The following is a 23,797-nucleotide window of genomic DNA, read 5'->3' as shown; positions in this document are numbered from 1 at the left end:
CCCGCAGCTTCCGGGTAAGAATGCGCCATGAGCTTCCCGACCCCATCGCCGACCGGCTTCGCTTCGCCGACTCAGCCGGCCCCCCATCAGTTCGCCACCGCGGCGCTGAATACACGTATCGCCTTCCTGGTGGAACTGGCCCGGCGCCTGCACCAGTACGGCACGTCCGCGCCGCGCCTGGAGATGGCGATCGCCGGCTCGGCGCTGCGGCTGGGGCTGGCGGCGGAAGTGTGGTCCAGCCCGACCGCGATCATCATTTCCTTCTCCGACCTGACGCAGGGCGAGGATGGCGTCGCCCAGGTCACCCAGGTGATGCGTCTGCCCCCGGGTGACGTGAACCTGGCGCGCTTGTGCCAGGCCGACCTGATCGCCGACCAGGTGATCGCCGGGCAGATGGAATTGCGCGACGGTTTCCGCCTGCTGCGCGACCTGGGCAAGCCGGACACGCGGCGCGCACAGGCCGGCGTGATCGCCAGCTACGGCCTGGCGGCGGCGAGCGTGGTGTCGCTGCTGTTGCACAGCTCTTGGGCGGACCTGCTGACGACGGCGGTGATCGGCCTGATGATCGGCACCATCACCGTGCTCTCGGCCACGCGCCCGCGCCTGGCCGTGGCGAGCGAAGCGATCTGCGCGCTGGTGGGCACCATCTTCGCGATCCTGGTGAGCGCGCTGGTGGTGCCGTTGGCGATCAAGTCGGTGATCCTGGCAGGGCTGATCATGCTGATGCCCGGCATGGCCCTCACCACCAGTGTGCGCGAGATCTCCAGCCAGCACTTGGTCGCGGGTGTGGCGCGAATGGGCGGGGCGCTGGCTACCCTGCTCAAGCTCACCTTCGGCACCGTGGCCGGGGCGCAGCTCTGCGCCGCGTTCGGCATTTATCCGCGGGATTTCGCGCTGCCTCCGCTGCCTTCCTGGACGGAGGTTCCCGCGCTGATGGTGGCGGCGATCGCCTTCGCCATGGCGTTCCGCGCCGCGCGGCGCGATTGGCCGGTGGTGATGGCCGCGGTGGTGGTGGGTTACGTGTCCACGCGCTGGGGCGGCTTGATCTCCGGGGCGCTCCCGGCCGCGCCGTTCGGTGTGTTCCTCGGCGGCTTCCTGCTTGGGGCGCTGGCGAATGTGTACGCGCGGTTCGCGCATCGCCCGGGGGCGGTGGTGAGGGAGCCGGGGATCATTTTGCTGGTGCCCGGGAGTGTCGGTTTCCGCAGTGTGTCGTATCTGCTGGAGAGGGATACGGTGCTGGGGTTCGATACGGGGGTGTTGTTGGTGACGTTGTTGATTTCGCTGGTGGCGGGGTTGTTGTTTGGGGATTTGTTGGTGGCGCCGCGGCGGTCGCTTTGAGTGTGGGTTGGGTTTTGGCGGGAGGCCGTGTGGTGGGTTGCGGCGACTGGTGTGGGGTTGGCTTAGGTTAGGGGGAGCATTCGCGGTCCTGGTTGGCGCGTGTTTCTGACCTTGCTCTCTCATTCCTCGTTGTTCTGGCGCAGATCGGGCAGGGCGCGATGCGCGGAGAAGGCTCGCAGGGGCCGCGAAGGGGCGAGCGGCGTAGGTTTGGGTGAGTCCACGAACCCCAACGTCGGGCGCTGATGATCGCTTCGGCCTTCCATCCTCGTCATTTCGGCGTAGGCCGGATGGAGCGCGTAGCGCGGAGAGCGTTCGCAGGGCGGCCCCGAAGGGGCGAGCGTAGCGAGGCATCCAGAGGCGGTTTCGCTCGGTTGTCGCGAAGTGGTCGCCGGTCTGGTCTCGCCCGAAGGGCGAGGGTTTCGCTCTCCTGCCGGAGAGCGAGTTACTTCTTCTTTGCTTGCCCAAAGAAGAAGTAACCAAGAAGAAAAGGCACCCTGCGCGGCGCCCTCCGCAGCCTTCGCTGCTACGGGTGCGTTGAGGGCTGGCCGGGCTTTTTGACAGGGCATCCATGCCCTGATCAAAAAGGCGGGGACGTCCTGTCCCCGCCCGCCTGCGGCGGCCTGATCGTCCAGCCCTCACCGCCGCGAAGGGAACCCGGGAAAAGCAAAAGCTCGCTCGTTGAGCGTTGCGGCTTTTTTTTCTCGCCTCAGTACCTCACTTCGCCTTCTCCCCTCCGGGGAGAAGGCGGGATGAGGGGCGGGTGCTCGCGAAAACGTATCAAGAGCGAAACCGCCATCTTAGTTAGCCGACGAGCGTACCAATCCGCGCGTGCTAGACCCACGAAGGTTGCCACCGTTGCGCCAATCAGCTCCGCCTTCCGCGCAGGAATCCCCCGCGCCATTACCCACACACCAACCAAAAATTCCCACCAACGACGCTGAGATAACTCAAGCCCTTTGCTATTGCCCACTCACGGCGGATGCCAAATGCGATGAGGGCAAAAGCACGCGCCTATCTTTGCCTTTAACAGCGAACGGCAGGTCGAACCCAGTGAGGCAGCGAAATCGCCGGGCGAATGCATGATATTGCAATCAGGGAAGACTCCGAACACCTGGCCGCATACCTCTCACACCCGCCCCACCTCTTACCGCAAAAAAGAAAACGCCGGCACGAAGCCGGCGTTTCCCATGTCGGAGTGTCGGGCGAAATCAGATCGCCAGATCCTTTTCCTTCTTGCCTGCCTTCAGCGCGTCGTTGAACCAGCGCGGGCGCTTGCCGCGGCCGGACCAGGTCTGTTCCGGGTCGGCGGGGTTGCGGTACTTCGGCGGGACGATGCCGCCGGTCTTGCGCACCTTGCCGGCGCGGCCCTGGCCGAACACGTCTTCGAAGGCGAAGCCTTCGGCCTTGATCAGGGCGTGGATCTTTTCGCGGAGCTTGGCGACCTTGTCCTTGCGCAGCTCGGTCTGGCGCTGCTGCGCCTTGGCGATGAGGTCGTTGAGCTGATTATGGTTGAGATTCTTGATATCGACAGCCATGACTACTCCCGGAGCGATGAGCCATTAAACGAGCATTATGTTGTTTTAGTGGGTGCCATCGAAGGCGTATTGCGCCGGTGATTCTCTATGATGTGCGCCGAAATTGTCAAAATCTGCCTTAATGCCGGGTATTGGGGCCGCCCAGTGGATACATTTATTGCGTCGCATTGGGGCTGATTAATACTAAACAAGGTTATTAATTCGCAGAAAACGCGCTTCGGCCGGCATGTCCGGTGTGGCCGGTTGGGCAGGGCCGTTTATCCGGAGGCGAAATGGGCGCCGATCTATGGCAACGCCAAAGCAAAACGGCCGCGCAAGGCGGCCGTTCGGAGCCCGATTGAGGGTCGATCAGCCCAACAGGGCGAACAGCTCCGCGCTGTCGATCGCCCGGCTTTCTGCCGCGTTACGGGCGCGGTACTCCAGCGTTCCCGCGGCGACGCCGCGTTCGCTGACCACCACGCGATGCGGGATGCCGATTAGTTCCATGTCCGCGAACATCGCGCCGGGGCGCAGGCCGCGATCGTCGAGCACCACTTCCACACCGCGATCCTGGAGCTCGCGATACAGACCCTCGGCCGCCGCAGTTACCTCGGGCAGGCCCTTGGGATTGATCACGCACACAGCGACGCGCCAGGGTGCCATCGCCTCCGGCCAGATGATGCCGGCGTCGTCGTGGCATTGCTCGATGGCAGCCGCGACGATGCGGCTGACGCCGATGCCGTAGCAGCCCATCAGCATGACCTGCGCCTTGCCGTTCTCATCCAGCACGGTGGCCTTCAGCGCCTCGGCATACTTGCTGCCGAGCTGGAACACGTGGCCGACCTCGATGCCGCGGCCCATGCGCAGCGCTCCCTTGCCGTCCGGCGACGGATCGCCCTCCACGACCTTGCGGATGTCTTCCACGCGGGTCATCCGTGCGTCGCGCTCCCAGTTGGCGCCGGTGTAGTGGGTGCCGTCCTGGTTGCCGCCGCAGACGAAATCGGCAAGCACCGCGGCACTGCGGTCGACGATGACCGGGATCTCCGCCGGCAGGCCGACGGGACCGATGAAGCCCGGACGCGTGCCGGTGACGGCAAGGATCTCGGCCTCGGAGGCCAGCACCGATTCGCCGGGCATTTCGGCCAGCTTGCCGGCCTTCACCTCGTTGACTTCATGGTCGCCGCGCACGCACAGCGCGACCAGGCCGTCGGTACCTTGGACCAGGATGGTCTTCACACACTGCGTCGGATCCACCTTGAGGAATGCGGCGACGTCCTCGATGGTCTTCTGCGTGGGGGTATCCACGCGCTTGAGCTCGGCGGCCGCTGCGGGGCGCGCCGTGGCGGGGGCCAGGGCTTCGGCTTTCTCGATATTGGCCGCGTAATCGGAGCCGTCGGAGAACACCAGCGCGTCCTCGCCCGAGTCGGCCAACACCTGGAACTCGTGGCTGGCGTTGCCGCCGATGGCGCCGGTATCGGCCTGCACCGCGCGGAACTTCAGGCCCAGGCGGGTGAAGATGCGCGCATAGGCGTCGTACATCGCCTGGTAGGTCGCGCCCAGCGATTCCTGCGTGAGGTGGAAGGAATAGGCGTCCTTCATCACGAACTCGCGCGCGCGCATCACGCCGAAGCGCGGACGGATCTCGTCGCGGAACTTGGTCTGGATCTGGTAGAAGTTGACCGGCAGCTGCTTGTAGCTCTTCAGCTCGTTGCGCGCGAAGTCGGTGACCACTTCCTCCGCCGTGGGCGCATAGCAGAAGCCCTGTTCCTTGCGGTCCTGGATCTTCAGCAGCTGTCCGCCGAACTTCTCCCAGCGGCCGGTTTCCTCCCACAGCTCGCGCGGCTGGATGGTCGGCATGAGCATTTCGATCGCGCCGGCGCGGTCCATTTCTTCGCGCACCACGTTCTCCACCTTGCGCATCACGCGCAGGCCCAGCGGCGCCCAGGTGTACAGGCCGGCGGCGAGCTTGCGGATCATGCCGGTGCGCAGCATCAGCTGATGACTGGCGATCTCGGCGTCGGCGGGCACTTCCTTGACGGTGGCCAGGTGGTATTGACTGAGGCGCATGCGGTTGGCTTTCCGGCGGGGCAAAGAAGCCGATTATAGGCGATCGGCACGAGCGCCCGGGCGCGGCGGGCCGCGTCCGGGGCTGCGCAGGGTGCCGCCGCAATGAGGCGGCGGGGTGTCAGTCGTTCGGGCAGTACTGCTTGTACTGGGATTCGGCGGTGGTCTGCTGCTGCTTGCGCTGCGCGTCGTCCAGCACGCGGGACTGGTTGCCTTCCTGCACCACGACGGGTTTCTTGTCGCGCAGGATCTCCAGGTTGCCCTTCAGCGTGGTGCACAGCTTCTTGCGGTTCTCGGGAGTATCGGCGACCGACTGCGCCCTGGCTGGCGCCGGCTCATTGGAGGCATTGGCCTCGCCGCGGCCATCCCCGGCGGTGGACTTGGCCGGCTCCGCCAGCGGCTGGACGCTGCCGGTGGTGGTGACCCGCTTGAACTGGGTGCCCTTCGGCGGCGGATTGTCGGAGTAGTGCACGGTGCCGCTGGCGTCGGTCCACTTGTAGGCCTGGCCCATGGCCAGGGGGGCGAGCAGCAGCAGGGCGACGGCGAGCAGCGGGCGACGCATGGTCTTCTCCGGGAAAAGATAGGTCTTGGAGGGCAGGCGCCCTTGTTAGCACCCGCAAGGATTGGACTCAAGCGATGGTTTACACTGCGCGCATTCCGTCACGGATTGATTCATGACTGAGAGCACGCCAGTCCGCACGCCGCGGCACCGGGGCATTTACCTGTTGCCCAACCTGTTCACCACGGGGGCCATGTTTTCCGGCTTCTACGCCATCGTGGCGAGCATCGGCGGCAGCTACAGCGACGCGGCCATCGCCGTGTTCGTGGCCGCGCTGCTGGACGGCATGGACGGCCGCGTCGCCCGCCTGACCGGCACGCAGAGCGAATTCGGCGTGCAGTACGACTCGCTCTCCGATCTGGTCAGCTTCGGCCTGGCGCCGTCGCTGGTGATGTACACCTGGTCGCTCTCGATGCTGAAGGAGTACGGCCCGCTGTGGGGCAAGATCGGCTGGGCAGCCGCCTTCATCTACGCCGCCTGCGCGGCGCTGCGCCTGGCGCGCTTCAATACCCAGGTCGGCGTGGCCGACAAGCGCTATTTCCAGGGGCTGGCCAGCCCCGCCGCCGCCGCCGTGTGCATGTCCTTCGTGTGGAGCATGGACAAGTTCGGCGTGGGCGGCGACGAGGTGTGCTTCTTCACGCCGTTCATGGCGGCGACCGTCGGTCTGCTGATGGTCAGCCGTTTCCGTTACTACAGCTTCAAGTCGCTGCCGATGGGCGAGCGCGACCGCGTGCCGTTCCTGTGGGTGATCGCGGCCCTGCTGATCCTGATTCCCTTCTTCGTGGACCCGCCGCGCATGCTGTTCGTCGTGTTCACCCTCTATCTGCTGTCCGGCCCGGCAATGACCCTGTGGGGTCGCGCCACCCGCCGCCGCCGCGGCGTGGCATGAGCGCGATGGGTCACGCTTTGGCCAGCCCCGGGCATCGCGCACGCCTGCTGCGCGCGCTGGGCGTCACGCCGTGGGTGCGGCGCGCGATGCCGCTCGACGCGTCGCCTGCCGGCCTTTCCCCGGAGCCGTTGGAGAAGGCCGAGGAGGCGGCTCCCGGTCACTGCGCGATCCTCTTGCCGGCCGGCTGCGACCCGCGCTCGCTGGACCTGCTCGGTCGCGCGCTCACCGCCTTCGGCCCGTCGGTGGCGCGCGCCGCGCGGATCGAAGTACGCGACGGCAAGCTGGCGGCACCGCCGCTGGCGCGGGCTTACCTCGTGTTCGGCGAGGCCCAGGCGCATGCGCTGGGCCGGGAGTTGCCGGCGACCCTGCTGCAGCAGGCGCATATCGTGCTGGCGGACGAGCCCGCGGCGATCCATGCATCGGGCGCCGGCAAGCGGCGTCTCTGGAACGCCCTGCGCAGCCTGCGCCGGGCATTGGCCGGTGCGGAGGGCTGAGCCGTGGTGGCGGTCGCCCGTCCCCACGCGGAAGTCCGCGCGATGCGGCGGGAGGATCTCGCCGGCGTCGCGGCCCTCGAGCGCGCCTCCTATGACTTCCCCTGGAGCGAAGGCATCTTCGGCGATTGTCTGAAGGCGGGGCACCCGAGCTGGGTGCTGTGGGTGGAAGGCGAGATGGCCGGCTACGGCGTGCTTTCCGTCGCCGCGGGCGAGGCGCACGTGCTCAATCTGTGCATCGGCCAGAATCACCGTGGCCTCGGGCTGGGGCGGCATCTGCTGCGCCGCCTGCTGGATGTGGCGCGGTGGAATGGCGCGGAGCGCGTGTTCCTGGAGGTGCGTCCGTCGAATCCGGTGGCGCAGGCGTTGTATCGGTCGATCGGTTTCGAGGAGATCGGGCGGCGGCCGAATTACTATCCGGCGAAGCAGGGTAGGGAGGATGCCATTGTGATGGCATTGGATTTCGCGGCGCCGTAGGTTGGGGTGAGCTTGCGAACCCCAACGTGAGCTAAGGGTCGCCTCGCGCTCCCATCCTCGTCATTCCGGCGCAGGCCGGGACCCGGTGGCGATAGCGCTCGGTTGTCGCCTTATGGCCAGTCTTGTCTCGCCCTCCGGGGCGAGGGTTTCGCTCTCCTGCCGGAGAGCGAGTTACTTCTTCTTGCTTGCCCATCCCCTCAAGGGGGACCACGAGAAGAAGTAACCAAGAAGAAGGGCCCCCTGCGCGGCGCCCTCCGCAGCCTACGCTGCTGCGAGTGCGTTGAGGGCTGGCCGGGCTTTTCGATCGGGCATCCTTGCCCTGATCGAAAAGGCGGGGACGTCCTGTCCCCGCCCGCCTGCGGCGGCCTGATCGTCCAGCCCTCACCGCCGCGAAGGGAACCCGGGAGATCAAGAGCGTTACGGAGCGTCGCTTCGCTCGCTCTTGTTTGTTCTTGCCTCGGTATTCACTTCTCCTTCTCCCCTCCGGGGAGAAGGCGGGATGAGGGGTCCTACGGAGCGATCCGTTCCAGACTCAAGCGCGGCTAACCGCACCGTCCCGGCAACGCCTTACCCCAACTTCCGCACCTGCTCGCGCAAGGCGGTGAGCTGCGTGCCCCAGTCGGCGATGCGCTGGCGTTCCTGCGCGACCACTTCGGCCGGTGCGTTGGCGACGAAGTTGGCGTTGCCCAGCTTGCCTTCACACTTCTTGATCTCGCTCTCGATGCGCGAAATCTCCTTGGCGAGACGCGCCTTCTCGGCATCTACGTCGATCAATCCGGCCAGCGGAATCAACACGCGCATCGCACCCACCACGGCCGCGGCGGCCGCCGGTTCGTCAGTACCGGCGATCCACTGCGGCGCATCCACGCGCGCGAGGAAGGCGATCTGTGCGGAGAACTTCGCCGCGCGCGCGCGATCGGCGTCGTCGCCGTCGGCCAGCAGCAGAGGGATGGTTTTGCCGGGGGCGATGTTCATTTCCGAACGGATGCGGCGGATGCCGCTAAGCACGTTCTTGAACCATTCGATCTCGGCCGTCGCAGCATCGTCCGCGGCGATCTCGTCGGCCTTCGGCCATGGGCGGCGCAGGATGCCTTCGTCCGTCAGGCCCAGCAGCGGCGCCACCGACTGCCAGATTTCCTCGGTGATGAAAGGAATGATCGGATGCAGCGCGCGCAGCACCGTCTCCAGCACCACCAGTAACGTACGGCGCGTGGACGCCGCAGCGACAGCGTCGTCGCCGTTGAGCGCGGGCTTGGACAGCTCCAGGAACCAGTCGCAGTACTCGTTCCACACGAACTCGTACAGTTCCTGCGCCAGCAGGTCGAAGCGATACGTGGCGAAGTGCTGCTCGACGTCGGCGAGCGCCTGCTTGAGGCGCGTAAGGATCCAGCGCTCGGCCTCCGTCGCCGGTGCACTGCCGGCCTCCGACAGCGAGCCATTCTCCACATTCATCAGCACGAAGCGCGCGGCGTTCCACAGCTTGTTGCAGAACGCCTTGTAGCCCTCGGCGCGCTTGATGTCGAAATTGATGGTGCGGCTGTAGCTGGCCAGCGCGGTGAAGGTAAAGCGCAACGCATCGGTGCCGATGGCGGAGATGCCGGTGGGGTAATCCTTGCGGATGCGCTTTTCCACGCGTTCGCGGTCACGCGGCATCAGCAGCGACTTGGTCGATTTCGCGACCAGCGGCTCCAGCTCGATGCCGTCGATCAGGTCCAGCGGATCCAGGGTGTTGCCCTTGGACTTGGACATCTTCTGGCCTTCGGCGTCGCGCACGATGGCGTTGATGTACACCTCGCGGAACGGCACCTGGCCGGTGAAGTACTTGGTCGCCATCACCATGCGGGCGACCCAGAAGAAGATGATGTCGAAGCCGGTGACCAGCACGGCGCTGGGCAGGAAGATCTTGTCCTGCTGCCAGTTGGCGACGACTTCGCCGCGCTCGTTCTTCACTGGGCCGTTGGCCGGCCAGCCGAGCGTGGAGAACGGCCACAGCGCGGAGCTGAACCAGGTATCGAGCACGTCTTCGTCCTGGCGCAGCGCGCCGACGGGAGCGGCGGCGGCATGCGCGCGGGCGTCCGCTTCGTCCTCGCCGACGAAGATGTTGCCTGCCTCGTCGTACCACGCGGGAATGCGATGGCCCCACCAGAGCTGGCGGCTGATGCACCAGTCCTGGATGTTCTCCAGCCACTGCGTATAGGTGGTGCTCCAGTTCTCCGGCACGAACTTGATCTCGCCCGAGCGCACGGCGTCCAGCGCCGGCTCGGTGATCGCCTTGCGGCCGCCCGGACGTCCATCCGCCTGCGCGTCGGAGGTGAGGTCGACGAACCATTGGTCGGTGAGCATCGGCTCGATCACCGCGTCCGAGCGCTCGCTCACCGGCACCTGCAGCTTGTGCGGTTTGGTCTCCACTAGCAGGCCTTCGGCCTCCAGGTCGGCGAGCACGCGCTTGCGCGCTTCGAAGCGGTCCAGGCCGCGATACTTTTCCGGCGCGTTGTCGTTGACCTTCGCGTCGAGCGTGAAGATGTTGATCGGCGCCAGCTTGTGGCGCTGGCCGATGGCGTAGTCGTTGAAGTCGTGCGCGGGCGTGATCTTCACGAAGCCGGTGCCGAACTCGCGGTCCACATAGTCGTCGGCGATCACCGGGATCTCGCGGCCGGACAGGGGCAGGCGCAGCAACTTGCCGACCAGGTGCGCATAGCGCTCGTCTTCCGGATGCACTGCGACGGCGACGTCGCCCAGCATGGTTTCCGGACGGGTGGTGGCGACCACCACGCTATCCTTGCCGTCCACGGTGGGATAGCGGATCGACCACAGATGGCCATCGCGCTCGACGTTGTTCACTTCCAGGTCCGACACCGCCGTGCCCAGCGCCGGGTCCCAGTTCACCAGGCGGTTGCCGCGGTAGATCAGGCCGGCGCGGTACCACTCCACGAACACCTTGCGCACCGCGGACGAGAGCCCTTCGTCCATGGTGAAGCGCTCGCGCGACCAGTCAGCGGCGACGCCCAGGCGACGCATCTGGTTGGTGATGGTGGAGCCGGACTCCTCCTTCCACTGCCACACGCGCTCGACGAAAGCCTCGCGGCCCAGGTCGTGGCGGGTCTGGCCCGCGGCAGCGAGCTGGTTCTCCACGATCTTCTGCGTGGCGATGCCGGCGTGGTCGGTGCCCACCTGCCACAGCGTGTTGAGCCCACGCATGTGCTGGTAGCGGATCAGCATGTCCATCACGGTCTGCTGGAACGCATGGCCCATGTGCAGGGTGCCGGTGACGTTCGGCGGCGGCAGCAGGATGCAGTACGGCTCGCCGTGGCCGGAGGGCTTGAAGTCTCCGCTGGCTTCCCAGCGGGCATACCACTTCGACTCGATCTGGCGGGGCTCGAAACTCTTGTCCATCGGGGGCTCGTCATGGCGCGCCCGGGAACGGGCGCGGTGGGCAGTCAAAGGAGGACGATTGTACGGGGCGGGGCCTGGGCTGCCAAAAAAGCCCGGCGGCGCCGCCAGGATGAGATGGGGGCGCGCTGCCCGGAATGCAGCGGGCACCGGTCGGCGGAGGGTGCGTCTGGCGGTCGGCCGCCCGGCCGCCGTGGGCTCAGGCGGGCTCGGGCAGCGCCGGAGGCTGGTCGGCCGGGACGGGATGCCCCGATTGCATGCCGGTGATGCGGATCAGGATGTGGACGAACAGCAGGTCCAGCGGCAGGCTGACCAGGTTGCTCGCGGTCTGGACCATGTTGACGTCCAGCAGTTCTCCGACCTGCTCCGCGTGGAGGCTCATCTGCATGGCAGCGCGGCCCAGGATGCACGAGGCCAGCCACAGGCCCCACCAGACGCGCAGATCCGGCGGCGTCGGTAGAGCCTCCCAGCCGCGCGGATCGCGGCTGGCTCGCCATATCTCGTTCATGGCGTGGAAGGGCTTGATCAGGTTGGCGAACGGCACGGCATACCAACCCACCGACCAGCCCGGGGTGTACTCGAGCCTCGTGGCGCCCAGCGCGCGGACGTTGGCGGCGGCGCGGTAGATCCACATCCCCGCCAGCACGAAGGTCAGTAGCAGGAGCGCGAGCTGGGGGTAGGCGACCAGCTTCTGCCAGAAGTCGCTGCGCTCGGCCGCCGCACGGATCGCCTCGGCGTTCTCGGCGGTCATGTCGGTGATCCGGTGCAGGACGTCGCGTTCGGCGTGGTTGGTGAACAGCGAAGCGACGTCCAGCGTGGCCTGCGCATAGAGCAGGCCGCTCAGCCACGTCGTCCGCGCCTTCAGGTCGCGGTACGTGTATTCCATGGTCGGTTTTCCCCCTGCCCGGTCCGGGCGCGGAGATCATCGGCCAGCGCGGGCGCCGTTGTCGAGCCGGGCCCGGCGCGCTATGGCTCGACCAGCTCGCCACCCCAATCGGCCGGATCCACGTCCGCCACGGACTCGGAGAACGTCCACACATGACCGCCGGGATCGACGAGGCTGCACTGCCGTTCGCCGTACGGATAGGTAACTGGTGGCCGGAGCACGGTGGCACCGGCGTCGCGGGCGCGGGCGGTATGGGCGTCCACATCGGCGACGCGCATCAGCACGGCCTGGGGGGCGACCGGTCCGCCGCCACCTTCGACGACGACGATGGCGCCATCGCCGGCATGCATCTGGATGCGGTGGTCGCCGATGCGCAGGCGCGTACGGAAGCCGAAGGCGCGGGCGAGCCATTCCGCGGCTTCGCGGACGTCGGTGTAAGCGAGCTCGGGAATCACCGTGCAGGCAGGCATGGAGCGGTTGTCGCGCATGACAGTCTCCTCGCGCGCCCCACGGCGCGGCGGTGGACGGCAGACTCTAGCCGTTCGTCTCGGCGCCCGCGCGTGGCGCGCTCAGGCCGCCCCGCTCGAAGGCGGGCCGCCATCGTTTGAAGCCGTGGCGGAGCTGGCGCCGGGAGCCGGCCCGGCGAGTGCGTTCTTGCGATTCGCCGCGGCGAAACGGCGCCGGGACGTTCACGCTGGCGCGCGCAGCGTCCGTCCGTACGCGTGCACTTCGTCCACCAGCACCTTCACGTGCTCCGGCTCGACTTCCGGCGTGATGCCGTGGCCGAGATTGAAGACGTGGCCCGGGTGAGGGCCGTAGCTGTCCAGCACGGCGCGTGCTTCGCGGCGGATGGTCTCCGGATTGGAGCGCAGCACCGCCGGGTCGAGATTGCCCTGCAGCGCCACGCGCCCGCCGACCGCGGCGCGCGCATCGGCCAGGTCGATCGTCCAGTCCACGCCCAGCGCGGCGCAGCCGGTGTCGGCCATGGCGGACAGATGACGGTTGGCACCCTTGGAGAACAGGATCACCGGCAGCTCGCGCGCATGCGCATCGGCCTTCAGCGCGTCGACCACCTGCGCCATGTAGCGCAGCGAGAACTCGCGGAACGGTGCCGGGCCGAGCATGCCGCCCCAGGTGTCGAACACCATCAGCACCTGCGCGCCGGCGGCGGCCTGCGCGGCCAGGTAGGCGGCGACCGAGCGCGCCAGCGTGTCGAGCAGCTGGTGTGCGAGCTTCGGCTCGTTCCAGCACATTGCCTTGAGCGTGGCGAAATCGCGCGAGCCTTCGCCCTCGACCATGTAGCAGGCCAGCGTCCACGGGCTGCCGGAAAAACCGATCAGCGGCACGCGGCCGTGCAGCTCGCGGCGGATCAGGCGCACGGCATCCATCACGTAGCGCAGCTCGCCGTCCATGTCCGGCACGTCCAGCTTCTCGACGTCGGCGCGCGTGCGCACCGGATGCGCGAACTGCGGGCCTTCGCCCTGCGCGAAGCTGAGGCCCAGCCCCATCGCGTCGGGAACGGTCAGGATGTCGGAAAACAGGATCGCCGCGTCCAGCTCGAAGCGCTCCAGCGGTTGCAGCGTCACTTCGCAGGCCAGCTCCGGCGATTGCGCCAGCGCCATGAAGCTGCCGGCGCGCGCGCGGGTGGCGCGGTATTCCGGCAGGTAGCGGCCGGCCTGGCGCATCACCCAGATGGGCGTGGTGTCGGTGGGCTCCCGGCGCAGCGCGCGCAGGAAGCGGTCGTTCTTGAGGACTTCGGTCATTTCAACGTCCGTATGGGCCGTCCATGCCCTGGCTGAACATCAGGCGATAACCGCGCTTGAGCTGCGCGTCGCGCGCCTTCTCGAACGCCGCTATCGCGTCGTCGCGCTCCAGGAACTGCTCGCGCTTGAGCGTGGCCTTGCCGCCCTGCACGCCGGTCTCGCGATACAGCGTCCAGCCGCCGAGCAGGTCCTGCTCCAGCACGATCTGGACATAGCGGGGCGCTTCGCCGGAGCCGGGCGCGGTTTGCAGGTAGAGGCGCATGGAGGGTTGCATGTGGATAGGTGCGGTGAGCCGCAAGTCGCTCATTCTAGGGGGCGGAGCCGGCCGGGGGCGAGTGCGGCGAAGCCGCAGCGGGCCGTGCACCGGCGGGTGGCTGGCTGTGTCGCTGGTTCCAGAGAGCGATGGCGCCCCATGCCGCAGCTAGCGTCAGTACGCCGGCGCAGGCAATCAGACGGCCATGGCGCTCGAGCTGGCGACCGCGCGGAAACCGCCCCAGGGTCAGGACCAGCAGCACGCCGCGACCGAGCTGGCGCAAGCCGCCCGTCCAGGCCAGGTCTCCAATGATCAGGCGCAGCAGTCGAGCCAGGCCACCGGGTCCGTCCAGAAGCTCGTGCGCCACGGTTGCGCGCGCCTTCAGCCGACGGCTTCGCGCAGCGTGGCCAGTACCGCGCGCTCGTCCACGCCGCCGACGATCTCGGCGCGGCCGATGCCGCGCCACAGAATCAGGCGCAACGTGCCGGCGGTGTTCTTCTTGTCCAGGCGCATCAGGGCCAGCAGCGCTTCCGGATCCATGCCGGGCGGGATCGCCGTGGGCAGGCCCAGCCGCTCCAGCAGGCGGCGCAGGCGCGCGGTATCCGCGGCGCCGCTCATGCCCAGGCGCTCGGACAGCCGCGCGGCGAGCAGCATGCCGACCGCCACGCCTTCGCCGTGCAGCAGCACGGTGTACTTGCCCGCGGTTTCCAGCGCATGGCCGAAGGTATGGCCGAGGTTGAGCAATGCGCGCTCGCCCTGCTCGGTTTCGTCGCGGGCGACCACGCCCGCCTTGTAGCCGACCTTCCGCGCGATCGCTTCGGTCAGCGGAACGGATTGGCGGGCGGCGAGAGCGTCGGCCTGCGTTTCCAGCCATTCGAAGAACGGCAGGTCGCCGATCGCCGCACCCTTCACCACCTCGGCCAGGCCCGCGCGGTATTCGCGCTGCGGCAGCGTGGCGAGCGTGTCGATATCCGCGATCACTGCGCGCGGCTGGTGGAAGGCGCCGACGAGGTTCTTGCCCGCCGGCAGGTTCACGCCGGTCTTGCCGCCGACGGACGAATCGACCATTGCCAGCAGCGTGGTCGGCATCTGGATGAAGTCGATGCCGCGCATCCAGCACGCGGCGGTGAAGCCGGCCAGATCGCCCACCACGCCACCGCCCAGCGCGACCACGCAGGCATCGCGCGTGGCGCCCAGCTGTGCCAGCGCATCCAGCGCGCGGCCGACGTTGTCGAAAGTCTTGTGCGCTTCGCCGTCATCGAGCAGGAAGGCCGACCACTGCAGGCCTTCGAGACCCTTGGCCACGCGGTCGAGATACAGCGGCGCTACCGTGGTGTTGCTGATCACCAGCGCATGGCGGCCGCGCAGCATGGCGCACCAGCGGTCGCGGTCCTCCAGCAGTCCGGCGCCGATCCATACGGGATAGCTGCGCGCGCCGAGGGCAACGTCGATGGTGCGGGGTTGGGTCGTGTCGTTCATGCTCATGCGGCTTGCTGGCGCTGCCAGTGCTGGTCGATCAGGGCGATGCTGCGTTCGCTGGCGGCCTGGACGAGTTCGTGCTCGCCGGGAATCGCCAGGTCGGCGATGTCCTGATAGAGCGGCGTGCGTACGAGGGCCATGGCTTCGAGTTTCGCGCGGCGGTCCTCGCCGGCCAGCAACGGGCGGCTGCGGTCGCGGGCGAGACGTTCCAACTGCTGTTCCAGCGTGGCCTGCAGCCACAGCACGTAGCCGCGCTCGGCGAGCAGGCGGCGGTTGGCGGGATCCAATACGGCCCCGGCGCCGGTGGCCAGCACCACGCCGCGGCGGGCGCTGCAGTCGTCGAGCAGGGTGCTCTCGCGCCGGCGAAAACCGGCCTCGCCCTCCAGCTCGAACACCGTGCTCACCGCGGCGCCGCAATGGCGCTCGATTTCCTGATCGAGATCGAGGAACTCCAGCCCATAATGCGCGGCGAGCCGTCGTCCGATCGACGTCTTGCCGGCGCCGGTCGGACCGACGATGAACAGGTTGCACGAGGGATTCATATATGCCGACTTTAGCAGCAGGCTCGACATGACCGAACGGGTATTGCTGGCCGGATGCGGCGATCTGGGACTGCGCGTCGCGCAGCGGTTGCTGGCGCAGGGCGCCGAAGTGTTCGCGCTGCGCCGCTCGCCGCCCGCGGACGCCGGGGATGGCCTGCGCTGGCTGCGCGGCGACCTGACCCGGCCGGACACGCTGCGCGACCTGCCGTCCGGCCTCAGCCAGGTGGTGTTTTCGCCGACGCCGGGCGCGCGCGACGAAGCGGCTTATCGCGCGGTGTTCGTCGACGGCCTGCAGTACCTGATGGCAGCGCTCGCGGACGCGCCGTTGCAGCGCGTGTTGTTCGTGTCTTCCAGCGCGGTGTACGGCGAGCATGGCGATGCCTGGGTGGACGAGGACACGCCTCCCGCTCCGCCGGGCTTCAACGGCCGCGTTCTGCTGGAGGCGGAGCGATGGCTGGCAGCGCAGCCGGTGTCTTCGGTGAGCCTGCGGCTGGCGGGTATTTACGGGCCGGGACGCATGCAGCTGGTCGAGCGCATCCGCGCCGGGCAGGCGCCGGTGCGGCGCGATCCGCCGCATTGGTCGAACCGCATCCACGTCGACGATGCGGCAGCGGCGGCGGTGCACCTGCTGGGCCTGACTGCGCCGGAACGCGTGTATGTCGGTGTGGACGACACGCCGTTGCCGCTGCACGTGCTTTACGAGCATCTGGCGGGGTTGGTTGGGGCGTCCCGGCCGGAGGAGGGGGCGGCGCCGCCGGGTGTCGGGAGCAAGCGGTTGAGTAATGCGCGGTTGCGGGGGAGTGGGTTTGGGGTGGTTTGGGGGGATGCGCGGGAGGGGTATCGGGTTTTGCTCGAGGGAACGTAGGTTGGGGTGAGTTTGCGAACCCCAACGGGCGCGGAGGGTTGCCTCGCCTCCACCTACTCGTCATTCCGGCGCAGACCAGACGTAGCGCGTGGCGCGGAGAACGCGCGTAGGGCGGCCCCGAAGGGGCGGGCGCAGCGAGTCACCCAGTAGCGACACGGCTCGGTTGTCGCCTCATGGCCAGCCGTGTCTCGCCCCTCCGGGGCGAGGGTTTCGCTCTCCTGCCGGAGAGCGAGTTACTTCTTCTTGCTTGCCCAAGAAGAAGTAACCAAGAAGAAGGGCCCCCTGCGCGGCGCCCTCCGCAGCCTTCGCTGCTGCGGGTGCGTTGAGGGCTGGCCGGGCTTTTCGACAGGGCATCCTGCCCTGATCGAAAAGGCGGGGACGTCCTGTCCCCGCCCGCCTGCGGCGGCCTGATCGTCCAGCCCTCACCGCCGCGAAGGGAACCCGGGAGATCAAGAGCGCGACGGAGCGTCGCTTCGCTCGCTCTTGTTTGGTTTTCGCCTCGGTCCATCACTTCTCCTTCTCCCCTCCGGGGAGAAGGCGGGATGAGGGGCGGGTGCTCGCGACAACGCTCCACAAAACTTCCGCACAAAAATCCTCCATCCATCACTCTTCCCCAACTGTGTGGGACGATCCCGCCACACTCCAACGCAAGGACTCCCCATGGCCCGCATCTCCCCCCACATGGTCACCACCGCCAACGACCTTCCCGGCTATCGCGTTGTCCGTCCCATGGGCATCGTGCGCGGCATCACGGTTCGCTCGCGCAGTGTCATCGGCAATCTGGGGGCGGCGTTGCAGACGTTGGTGGGTGGGAATATTTCGATCTACACCGAGCTTTGCGAGAAGGCGCGCGAGGAAGCTTTCGAGCTCATGCTTCAGCACGCCGGCGAGCATGGCGCCAACGCGGTCGTGGCGATGCGCTACGACGCTAACGACGTGGCAGAAGGAGTGACCGAAGTGCTGGCCTACGGCACGGCGGTGCAGGTCGAGCCGGTCGCATAAGTCGGGGAAGTGGAGCGGCGACGCCTGCGTGCGTCGCCGGCTTAGAAATGGCTGAGGCCGGTGACGTGGCGTTGCGTGTCGTATTCCACGCAGGTGTCGGCCAGCGCGGGCAGGGTGGCCAGGGCGTGGCGGCTGAGACGTTCGAAGTGGGCGAGGAAGCGTTCCATGGCGGACGCTTCCATCGCCAGCGGCGCGTGGCGGGCCAGCAATTGCTCCTCCTGTTCGCTGCGCCACTGGCGCACCACTTCCCAGTTCGGCGCCTGCAGCACCACGAGCGCATCCAGCTTACGCCATAACGGCTGGTAGCCGCGCAACTGCTTGTTGACCCAGTGGCGCCAGGTGCCGTCGGGGTCTTCGGTGCGCTCCAGTTCGTTGACCGGAACTTCCAGAGCGGACTGCAGCTGCGGGCGGATGCCCAGTGCCCAGCCTTCCAGAATGATCAGCTTCGGCGGGCGCGTCACCCGGGGCCAGCGCGACGGCGGGACGCGCGTGTCGCGGCCCTTGTCGAAGCGGGGGTAGGTCACTGGCAGCTTGTCCGAGGCGTGCGGCAGCGCCGCCAGCACGGACATCAGCAGTTCGATCTCGTGCGTGCCGGGCACGCCGCGGGTGCGCAGCAGCGGATGCACCTGGTGGGCAAGGGCCTCGCGGTCGCTGCGGCTGTAATAGAAATCGTCGAGTGACAGTATCTCGGTCGCCCAGCCGCGCGCCTCGGCTTGGGTCTTCACTTCCCGCGCCAAGGTGCTCTTGCCGCTGCCCTGGAGGCCGGAGATGCCGAGCAGGTACGGTCGCTTGGAGCGGGCGATGCGCCCGGCGTACTGGTCCAGCAGGAGGCCCGCCAGGGTGGAATTCTGCGTGCTAGCATCGTTAACCATCCGCGCATGATGACGCGCGCCGGCCACGATTCAAGACCCATGCTGAAACCTGAAATCCTCGAGACCTTCCAACAGCTGCTGGAGGGTGCCCGGGCGAGCGGCGATCCCGAGCCGACCGCCATGACCTTGTCCAGCGCCGACGCCGGCGGCCGGGTCAGCTCCCGCATCGTGCTGCTGAAAGGCGCCGACGAGCGGGGCTTTCGCTTCTTCACCAATTACCAGAGCGACAAGGGCAACCAGCTCGAAGCGCATCCGCAGGTGGCGCTCTGCTTCCATTGGAAGACCTTGCGCGAAGGTGTGCAGGTGCGCATCGAAGGCGCCGCGCGCAAGCTGCTGGACGAGGAGTCCGATGCATACTTCGCCAGCCGCCCGCGCATGAGCCAGATCGGTGCGTGGGCCTCGCTGCAGTCCCAGACCCTGCCGGACCGCGAGACTTTCGAGCAGCGCGTGGCGCGCTACGAGCAGGAGTTCGAAGGGCGCGACGTCACGCGTCCGCCACATTGGGGCGGGTATGTGGTCGAGCCGGACATGATCGAGTTCTGGTACGGGGCCCAGTTCCGCCTGCACGAGCGCGTGCGCTGGAGCCGCCACGGCCAGACCTGGACGCACCGCATGCTGTATCCCTGAGGAACCCGCCATGACCCGAGCCGCGCCCGCCGGACACGTCGCCCAACAGGGTTTCACCGTGCATACGCGCGGCCGCGGATTCAGCGAGATCACCGACAAGGTGACCGAGGCGGTCATGGCCAGCGGCGTGCAGACGGGCATCGCCCATGTCTTCACCACCCATACGAGCTGTTCGCTGCTGATCAGCGAGAACGCCGATCCGGCAGTGCGTGAGGATCTGGAACGCTGGTTCGCCCGCGCCGTGCCCGACGGCGACGCCATCTTCGAGCACGACGCCGAAGGCCCGGACGATATGCCCGCCCATGTCCGCTCCATCCTCACAGGCGTCAGCCTCACGCTGCCGGTGCACGGCGGCAAGCTGGTGCTGGGGACGTGGCAGGGCGTGTACCTGTGGGAGCACCGGCGCGATCCGCATCAGCGCAAGATCACGGTGACGGTGGTCGGTCACTGAGCGTCACGCCGCGACCGTTCGCCGATTCCTTCATTTCTTTTGGCGACGCCGGCCGGCTATGGCAGTGTCGGACGCCGCTTTCCCACCTCAGCCCCGACGCATGTCCGACGACACCTTCCCCCACCGCATCGTCTGCCTCACCGAAGAACCGACCGAAGTGCTGTATGCACTCGGCGAAGAACACCGCATCGTCGGCATCTCCGGTTTCACCGTGCGGCCGGCGCGGGCGCGCAAGGAGAAGCCGAAGGTGTCGGCGTTCACCAGCGCGAAGATCGGCGAAATACTGAAGTTGGAGCCGGACCTGGTGATTGGCTTCTCCGACATGCAGGCGGACATCGCGCGCGACCTCATCAAGGCGGGCGTGGAAGTGTGGATCAGCAACCATCGCAGCGTGGACGGCATCCTCGCCTACATCCGCCGGCTCGGCGCGATGGTCGGCGCCACGGCGAAAGCCGAAGCCTATGCCCGCGAAGCGGAGCGGCATATCGCCGCAGTACTCGCGGCAGCCGAAGCGTTGCCCAAGCGTCCGCGCGTGTATTTCGAAGAATGGGACGAGCCGCTGATCACCGGCATCCGCTGGGTGGCGGAATTGGTGCGCATCGCCGGCGGCGAAGACGTGTTCCCGCGGCAATCGGGCGAGTCGCTGGCGAAGCACCGCATCCTGGAAGACCCCACCGAGGTCGTCCGCGCCACACCCGACATCATCTTCGGCTCCTGGTGCGGCAAGCGCTTCCGCCCGGAACACGTCGCAGCACGGCCTGGTTGGGATGCGATTCCCGCGGTGCGCCATGGCGACGTGTACGAGATCAAATCGCCAATCATCCTGCAGCCGGGGCCGGCAGCGTTGTTCGATGGGCTGGCGGAATTGCATCGGCACATCGCGGCATGGGCTGCGAGGGGTGAAAGAGGGGCGTAGCGTGCCTGATGGGCGTCGCTTTCGGGCTGTTGGGTTTCACCGATGCTCATGCGGCATATTGAGATTTAGCCCTAGATGGCTTGTGGCGAGCACCCGCCCCTCATCCCGCCTTCTCCCCGGAGGGGAGAAGGAGAAGTGATGTACCGAGGCAAGCAACCAACCAAACAAGAGCGAGCGAAGCGACGCTCCGTACGGCTCTTGATCTGCCGGGTTCCCTTCGCGGCGGTGAGGGCTGGACGATCAGGCCCGCGAAGCGGGGCGGGGGCAGGACGCCCCCGCCTTTTCGATCAGGGCAAGGATGCCCTGTCGAAAAGCCCGGCCAGACCTCAACGCACCCGGAGCAGCGTAGGCTGCGGAGGGCGCCGCGCAGGGGGCCCTTTCTTCTTGGTTACTTCTTCTTTGGGCAAGCAAAGAAGAAGTAACTCGCTCTCCGGCAGGAGAGCGAAACCCTCGCCCTCCGGGCGAGACAGGGCTAGTCATAAGGCGACAACCGAGCGATGCCGCCACTTGTCAGCGCACGCCCCTCGGCGAGCCCCATCAATGCCCAGCCAACTGCGTCCCAAGCGCCGCCAACGGCGCCGCCACCAAAATCCGCAACAACATCAGCACGATCATCGCCACCCACGGCGAAAAATCGAGCCCCCCCGCCACCAGCCTGCCGCGTAACGGCCGCATCACCGGCCCCACCAGGCTGCCCACCAGGCGCAGCACCGGATGACGCTGATTCATCGAGAACAGACTGAAAAGCGACCATACGAAGATCAGGATCACGTAGGTCAACAGCACCAGATCCAGCAGATCCGCCAGGCCAAGCACCAGCAGTCCCAGGATATTCGGCGCCGCACCCAGCAAGGCGTAGGAGATCGCCCGCCGCAGCAGCATCAGCAGCCACAGCACCAGCACGGCCGCCAGATTGATCCGCCGCCAGTTGGGCAGCACACGCCGCAGCGGCGCCAGCACCGGGTTGGTGTAACGGTAGAGGAACTGGCTCAGCGGATTGTTGAAATCCGCGCGGCTGGCTTCCGCCAGCAGGCGCAGCAGGAACACGGTGGCGATCAGGCCGAAGGCGATGTCGACCAGGAAGGAAAAGGCAGTCAGCAGATAGCTCACGAGGCGTCATCCAGGGCAGCGGCCAGTGCTTCGCCGCGGCGCGTGGCGGCGGCGACGGCGCGGGAGACGATACGCGGCAGGCCATCGGCGGCAAAGCTTTCCAGCGCAGCCTGCGTGGTGCCGTTGGGGGAAGTGACGCGGCGGCGCAGTTCGGCCGGCGCTTCGCCGCTTTCGGCCAGCATGCGGCCGGCGCCGAGGCAGGTCTGGGCGGCGAGGGCGCGTGCAGTCTCGCGCGGCATGCCCTGGGCGACCGCCGCATCCTCCAAGGCCTCGACCAAGGCAAAGAAATAGGCCGGGCCGGAACCGGACAGGGCCGTGACGGTGTCCATCTGCGCCTCGTCGTCGATCCAGCGAGTAAGCCCTACCGCGTCCAGGATGTGCTGCGCCTGCGCCCGCTGCGGCTGGCTGACGCGCCCGTTGGCGCACAGGCCGGTGGCGCCGGCGCCGATCAGGGCCGGCGTATTCGGCATGCAGCGGACGATCGGCAGCAGGCTGCCGAACCAGCGTTCCAACTGGTCGATGCGCACGCCCGCGGCGATGGAGATCAGCATCGGGCGGCGCTGCTTGAACACGTCCTGCAGCTCGTTGCGCAGCGCCGGCATGACTTGCGGTTTCACCGCCAGCACCACCACATCCGCGTCGGCAACCGCGCTGCGGCTGTCCGCATAGCAGGCGACGCCGAACTCCCGGCCCAGCTCCTGCCGCGCGTCGGCGCGCGGTTCGGCGACGCTGACCGTGGAGGCCGCGATGCCGGTCTTCAGCAGGCCGCCGATCAGGCTGCGCGCCATGTTGCCTCCGCCGATGAAAGCGATGCGGGTCATGCGGACTCCTTGGGGTAAACCGGGGGCCATACCTTACCCGCAGGTGGGGGTGAGCGCAGCGAACCCAACGAGCGCCGCGGCATCGCCGGCCGCCGTTCCGGCAGGGGCGGCTGGCCGCGCTGGGCGTAGGGCATCCCCGCGGCGCGGCCGGGGCCAGCCCCCCGGCGTGCCCCGGCCTACGCGGTTATCACTTTCAAACATCGGCCGGTCGAAAGACTGGCCCCTGTCGCCGCGCCGCGAGTAGTATCGGGCCGCTGCGAGGGGGACCTGCGAGGGTGGCAGCGCACAGGCCGTGTCAGGCTGCCCGCGACCGTTCCCCGCGCGTACCGCCCAAAGCTGACGTTCGAAGGGGAATCCATGGATATCGCCGAACTACTGGCCTTCTCGGTGAAGAACAAGGCGTCGGACTTGCACCTGTCCGCCGGCTTGCCGCCGATGATCCGCGTGGACGGCGACGTCAGGCGCATCAATATTCCGGCGCTCGAGCACAAGCAGGTGCACTCGCTGATCTACGACATCATGTCGGACAAGCAGCGTCGCGATTACGAAGAATTCCTCGAAGTCGACTTCTCGTTCGAGATCCCCGGCCTGGCCCGTTTCCGCGTGAACGCGTTCAACCAGAACCGCGGCGCCGGCAGCGTGTTCCGTACCATTCCCTCCGAAGTGCTCACCCTGGAGGACCTGGGCGCCCCACGCATCTTCCGCGAGCTGATCGAGCAACCGCAGGGCCTGATCCTGGTGACCGGCCCGACCGGCTCGGGCAAGTCCACCACGCTGGCGGCGATGGTCGATCACATCAACAAGAACGAATACGGCCACATCCTCACCATCGAGGACCCGATCGAATTCGTGCACACCTCGCAGAAGTGCCTGGTCAACCAGCGCGAGGTGCACCGCGACACCCACGGCTTCAACGAGGCGCTGCGCTCGGCGCTGCGCGAAGACCCCGACTACATCCTGGTGGGCGAGCTGCGCGACCTGGAAACCATCCGCCTGGCGCTGACCGCCGCGGAAACCGGCCACCTGGTGTTCGGCACCCTGCACACCAGCTCGGCGGCCAAGACCATCGACCGCATCATCGACGTGTTCCCCGCCGGCGAAAAGCCGATGGTGCGCTCGATGCTGTCCGAATCGCTGCGCGCGGTGATTTCGCAGTCGCTGCTCAAGAAGGTCGGCGGCGGACGCCTGGCGGCGCACGAGATCATGGTGGGCATCCCCGCGATCCGTAACCTGATCCGCGAGGACAAGGTGGCGCAGATGTACTCTGCCATCCAGACCGGCCAGCAATACGGCATGCAGACCTTGGACCAGAACTTGCAAGACCTGGTCAAGCGCGGCCTGGTGACGCGCCAGCAGGCGGCGGCCTATGCCAGGAACAAGGAAGTGTTCAAGTAATCCAGGGAATGGGGATTGGGAAATAGAGAATGGGTAAAGCGCGTAACCGCAAGCTTGCCCGGACTTGCTCTTCCGATTCCCTGTTCTCTATTC

24 protein-coding genes are annotated in these 23,797 nt (G+C 67.4%); 10 read left to right on the top strand and 14 right to left on the bottom strand.

Translation table 11 applies throughout. From position 1 onward, the window contains the following. Positions 1-27: 27 nt before the first annotated feature. A complete protein-coding gene (locus RKE25_RS18405) occupies positions 28-1,338 on the top strand; it encodes a threonine/serine exporter family protein (RefSeq protein ID WP_311839540.1) in 1,311 nt (436 codons plus the stop codon). A gap of 1,208 nt (positions 1,339-2,546) precedes the next feature. Here RKE25_RS18405 and RKE25_RS18400 read toward each other — a convergent pair. The 3 genes from RKE25_RS18400 to RKE25_RS18390 all read right to left on the bottom strand — a co-directional run bounded on the left by RKE25_RS18400 (position 2,547) and on the right by RKE25_RS18390 (position 5,478). Continuing rightward, positions 2,547-2,873, bottom strand: coding sequence for an H-NS histone family protein (locus RKE25_RS18400; RefSeq protein ID WP_311839539.1), 327 nt, complete (start codon positions 2,871-2,873; stop codon positions 2,547-2,549). Positions 2,874-3,221: 348 nt separating this feature from the next. Further along, positions 3,222-4,919 carry a proline--tRNA ligase gene (locus tag RKE25_RS18395; RefSeq protein ID WP_311839538.1) on the bottom strand — a complete coding sequence of 566 codons (1,698 nt, stop codon included), beginning with the start codon at positions 4,917-4,919 and terminating at the stop codon, positions 3,222-3,224. Between the two features lie 118 nt (positions 4,920-5,037). Then, positions 5,038-5,478 carry a DUF4124 domain-containing protein gene (locus RKE25_RS18390; RefSeq protein ID WP_311839537.1) on the bottom strand — a complete coding sequence of 147 codons (441 nt, stop codon included), beginning with the start codon at positions 5,476-5,478 and terminating at the stop codon, positions 5,038-5,040. Positions 5,479-5,590: 112 nt separating this feature from the next. On the opposite strand from RKE25_RS18390, the gene RKE25_RS18385 reads away from it, so the two are divergent. Genes RKE25_RS18385 through rimI form a run of 3 tightly spaced genes read left to right on the top strand, consistent with a single transcriptional unit; the run spans position 5,591 to position 7,332 of the window. Further along, a complete protein-coding gene (locus tag RKE25_RS18385) occupies positions 5,591-6,364 on the top strand; it encodes a phosphatidylcholine/phosphatidylserine synthase (RefSeq protein ID WP_311839536.1) in 774 nt (257 codons plus the stop codon). Between the two features lie 5 nt (positions 6,365-6,369). Next, on the top strand, positions 6,370-6,858 hold the full coding sequence (locus RKE25_RS18380; protein WP_311839535.1) for a hypothetical protein: 489 nt from the start codon (positions 6,370-6,372) through the stop codon (positions 6,856-6,858). Positions 6,859-6,900: 42 nt separating this feature from the next. Beyond that, positions 6,901-7,332, top strand: a complete 432-nt coding sequence (rimI, locus tag RKE25_RS18375) for a ribosomal protein S18-alanine N-acetyltransferase (RefSeq protein ID WP_311842428.1) — start codon at positions 6,901-6,903, stop codon at positions 7,330-7,332. Between the two features lie 567 nt (positions 7,333-7,899). Here rimI and RKE25_RS18370 read toward each other — a convergent pair. From RKE25_RS18370 to RKE25_RS18335, 8 genes are all read right to left on the bottom strand, one after another. After that, on the bottom strand, positions 7,900-10,725 hold the full coding sequence (locus RKE25_RS18370; protein ID WP_311839534.1) for a valine--tRNA ligase: 2,826 nt from the start codon (positions 10,723-10,725) through the stop codon (positions 7,900-7,902). A gap of 196 nt (positions 10,726-10,921) precedes the next feature. After that, a complete protein-coding gene (locus RKE25_RS18365; protein WP_311839533.1) occupies positions 10,922-11,608 on the bottom strand; it encodes a DUF4328 domain-containing protein in 687 nt (228 codons plus the stop codon). An 80-nt stretch (positions 11,609-11,688) separates the two neighbouring features. Then, positions 11,689-12,096 (bottom strand): VOC family protein, encoded by a 408-nt coding sequence (locus RKE25_RS18360; RefSeq protein WP_311839532.1) that lies wholly within the window; start codon positions 12,094-12,096, stop codon positions 11,689-11,691. Between the two features lie 201 nt (positions 12,097-12,297). After that, positions 12,298-13,371, bottom strand: a complete 1,074-nt coding sequence (gene hemE / locus RKE25_RS18355) for a uroporphyrinogen decarboxylase (protein ID WP_311839531.1) — start codon at positions 13,369-13,371, stop codon at positions 12,298-12,300. 1 nt (position 13,372) lies between these two features. Beyond that, complete coding sequence (locus RKE25_RS18350; protein WP_311839530.1) at positions 13,373-13,633, bottom strand: WGR domain-containing protein; 261 nt, start codon at positions 13,631-13,633, stop codon at positions 13,373-13,375. A 46-nt stretch (positions 13,634-13,679) separates the two neighbouring features. After that, complete coding sequence (locus RKE25_RS18345) at positions 13,680-13,991, bottom strand: hypothetical protein (RefSeq protein WP_311839529.1); 312 nt, start codon at positions 13,989-13,991, stop codon at positions 13,680-13,682. A 14-nt stretch (positions 13,992-14,005) separates the two neighbouring features. Continuing rightward, positions 14,006-15,103, bottom strand: a complete 1,098-nt coding sequence (gene aroB, locus RKE25_RS18340; RefSeq protein ID WP_311842427.1) for a 3-dehydroquinate synthase — start codon at positions 15,101-15,103, stop codon at positions 14,006-14,008. A gap of 2 nt (positions 15,104-15,105) precedes the next feature. After that, a complete protein-coding gene (locus RKE25_RS18335) occupies positions 15,106-15,645 on the bottom strand; it encodes a shikimate kinase (RefSeq protein WP_311839528.1) in 540 nt (179 codons plus the stop codon). Between the two features lie 28 nt (positions 15,646-15,673). Here RKE25_RS18335 and RKE25_RS18330 point away from each other — a divergent pair, with 28 nt between their 5' ends. Further along, positions 15,674-16,510: an NAD-dependent epimerase/dehydratase family protein gene (locus tag RKE25_RS18330; RefSeq protein ID WP_311839527.1), complete on the top strand. Its 837-nt coding sequence runs from the start codon at positions 15,674-15,676 to the stop codon at positions 16,508-16,510. 660 nt (positions 16,511-17,170) lie between these two features. Beyond that, positions 17,171-17,512, top strand: coding sequence for a heavy metal-binding domain-containing protein (locus tag RKE25_RS18325; RefSeq protein ID WP_311839526.1), 342 nt, complete (start codon positions 17,171-17,173; stop codon positions 17,510-17,512). Between the two features lie 41 nt (positions 17,513-17,553). Here RKE25_RS18325 and RKE25_RS18320 read toward each other — a convergent pair whose 3' ends face one another. Next, on the bottom strand, positions 17,554-18,384 hold the full coding sequence (locus tag RKE25_RS18320) for a kinase (protein ID WP_311839525.1): 831 nt from the start codon (positions 18,382-18,384) through the stop codon (positions 17,554-17,556). A gap of 39 nt (positions 18,385-18,423) precedes the next feature. On the opposite strand from RKE25_RS18320, the gene pdxH reads away from it, so the two are divergent. From pdxH to RKE25_RS18305, 3 genes are all read left to right on the top strand, one after another. Further along, positions 18,424-19,011 (top strand): pyridoxamine 5'-phosphate oxidase, encoded by a 588-nt coding sequence (pdxH, locus tag RKE25_RS18315; RefSeq protein ID WP_311839524.1) that lies wholly within the window; start codon positions 18,424-18,426, stop codon positions 19,009-19,011. Between the two features lie 10 nt (positions 19,012-19,021). Then, positions 19,022-19,462: a secondary thiamine-phosphate synthase enzyme YjbQ gene (locus RKE25_RS18310; protein WP_311839523.1), complete on the top strand. Its 441-nt coding sequence runs from the start codon at positions 19,022-19,024 to the stop codon at positions 19,460-19,462. Positions 19,463-19,562: 100 nt separating this feature from the next. Beyond that, complete coding sequence (locus RKE25_RS18305; RefSeq protein WP_311839522.1) at positions 19,563-20,378, top strand: cobalamin-binding protein; 816 nt, start codon at positions 19,563-19,565, stop codon at positions 20,376-20,378. Between the two features lie 537 nt (positions 20,379-20,915). Here the strand turns inward: RKE25_RS18305 and RKE25_RS18300 are convergent. Beyond that, positions 20,916-21,488, bottom strand: coding sequence for a YggT family protein (locus RKE25_RS18300; RefSeq protein WP_311839521.1), 573 nt, complete (start codon positions 21,486-21,488; stop codon positions 20,916-20,918). Beyond that, positions 21,485-22,309, bottom strand: a complete 825-nt coding sequence (proC, locus tag RKE25_RS18295) for a pyrroline-5-carboxylate reductase (RefSeq protein WP_311839520.1) — start codon at positions 22,307-22,309, stop codon at positions 21,485-21,487. Before proC ends, RKE25_RS18300 begins: the two co-directional genes overlap by 4 nt. Before the next feature lie 357 nt (positions 22,310-22,666). Between proC and RKE25_RS18290 the strand changes: the two genes are divergently transcribed. After that, entirely contained in the window at positions 22,667-23,704 is a 1,038-nt protein-coding gene (locus RKE25_RS18290) for a type IV pilus twitching motility protein PilT (protein WP_311839519.1), read from the top strand. Positions 23,705-23,797 lie beyond the last annotated feature (93 nt).

This window comes from Dyella sp. BiH032, from assembly GCF_031954525.1.
Classification (GTDB): domain Bacteria; phylum Pseudomonadota; class Gammaproteobacteria; order Xanthomonadales; family Rhodanobacteraceae; genus Dyella_D.
This window is presented reverse-complemented; position numbering and strand designations above follow the sequence as displayed.

Bases quoted from the DNA above. Each gene is read 5' to 3' on its own strand.
- RKE25_RS18405 (WP_311839540.1), top strand. From the start codon at position 28: ATGAGCTTCCCGACCCCATCGCCGACCGGCTTCGCTTCGCCGACTCAG.
- RKE25_RS18400 (WP_311839539.1), bottom strand. From the start codon at position 2,873: ATGGCTGTCGATATCAAGAATCTCAACCATAATCAGCTCAACGACCTC.
- RKE25_RS18395 (WP_311839538.1), bottom strand. From the start codon at position 4,919: ATGCGCCTCAGTCAATACCACCTGGCCACCGTCAAGGAAGTGCCCGCC.
- RKE25_RS18390 (WP_311839537.1), bottom strand. From the start codon at position 5,478: ATGCGTCGCCCGCTGCTCGCCGTCGCCCTGCTGCTGCTCGCCCCCCTG.
- RKE25_RS18385 (WP_311839536.1), top strand. From the start codon at position 5,591: ATGACTGAGAGCACGCCAGTCCGCACGCCGCGGCACCGGGGCATTTAC.
- RKE25_RS18380 (WP_311839535.1), top strand. From the start codon at position 6,370: ATGGGTCACGCTTTGGCCAGCCCCGGGCATCGCGCACGCCTGCTGCGC.
- rimI (WP_311842428.1), top strand. From the start codon at position 6,901: ATGCGGCGGGAGGATCTCGCCGGCGTCGCGGCCCTCGAGCGCGCCTCC.
- RKE25_RS18370 (WP_311839534.1), bottom strand. From the start codon at position 10,725: ATGGACAAGAGTTTCGAGCCCCGCCAGATCGAGTCGAAGTGGTATGCC.
- RKE25_RS18365 (WP_311839533.1), bottom strand. From the start codon at position 11,608: ATGGAATACACGTACCGCGACCTGAAGGCGCGGACGACGTGGCTGAGC.
- RKE25_RS18360 (WP_311839532.1), bottom strand. From the start codon at position 12,096: ATGCGCGACAACCGCTCCATGCCTGCCTGCACGGTGATTCCCGAGCTC.
- hemE (WP_311839531.1), bottom strand. From the start codon at position 13,371: ATGACCGAAGTCCTCAAGAACGACCGCTTCCTGCGCGCGCTGCGCCGG.
- RKE25_RS18350 (WP_311839530.1), bottom strand. From the start codon at position 13,633: ATGCGCCTCTACCTGCAAACCGCGCCCGGCTCCGGCGAAGCGCCCCGC.
- aroB (WP_311842427.1), bottom strand. From the start codon at position 15,103: ATGAACGACACGACCCAACCCCGCACCATCGACGTTGCCCTCGGCGCG.
- RKE25_RS18335 (WP_311839528.1), bottom strand. From the start codon at position 15,645: ATGAATCCCTCGTGCAACCTGTTCATCGTCGGTCCGACCGGCGCCGGC.
- RKE25_RS18330 (WP_311839527.1), top strand. From the start codon at position 15,674: ATGACCGAACGGGTATTGCTGGCCGGATGCGGCGATCTGGGACTGCGC.
- RKE25_RS18325 (WP_311839526.1), top strand. From the start codon at position 17,171: ATGGCCCGCATCTCCCCCCACATGGTCACCACCGCCAACGACCTTCCC.
- RKE25_RS18320 (WP_311839525.1), bottom strand. From the start codon at position 18,384: ATGGTTAACGATGCTAGCACGCAGAATTCCACCCTGGCGGGCCTCCTG.
- pdxH (WP_311839524.1), top strand. From the start codon at position 18,424: ATGCTGAAACCTGAAATCCTCGAGACCTTCCAACAGCTGCTGGAGGGT.
- RKE25_RS18310 (WP_311839523.1), top strand. From the start codon at position 19,022: ATGACCCGAGCCGCGCCCGCCGGACACGTCGCCCAACAGGGTTTCACC.
- RKE25_RS18305 (WP_311839522.1), top strand. From the start codon at position 19,563: ATGTCCGACGACACCTTCCCCCACCGCATCGTCTGCCTCACCGAAGAA.
- proC (WP_311839520.1), bottom strand. From the start codon at position 22,309: ATGACCCGCATCGCTTTCATCGGCGGAGGCAACATGGCGCGCAGCCTG.
- RKE25_RS18290 (WP_311839519.1), top strand. From the start codon at position 22,667: ATGGATATCGCCGAACTACTGGCCTTCTCGGTGAAGAACAAGGCGTCG.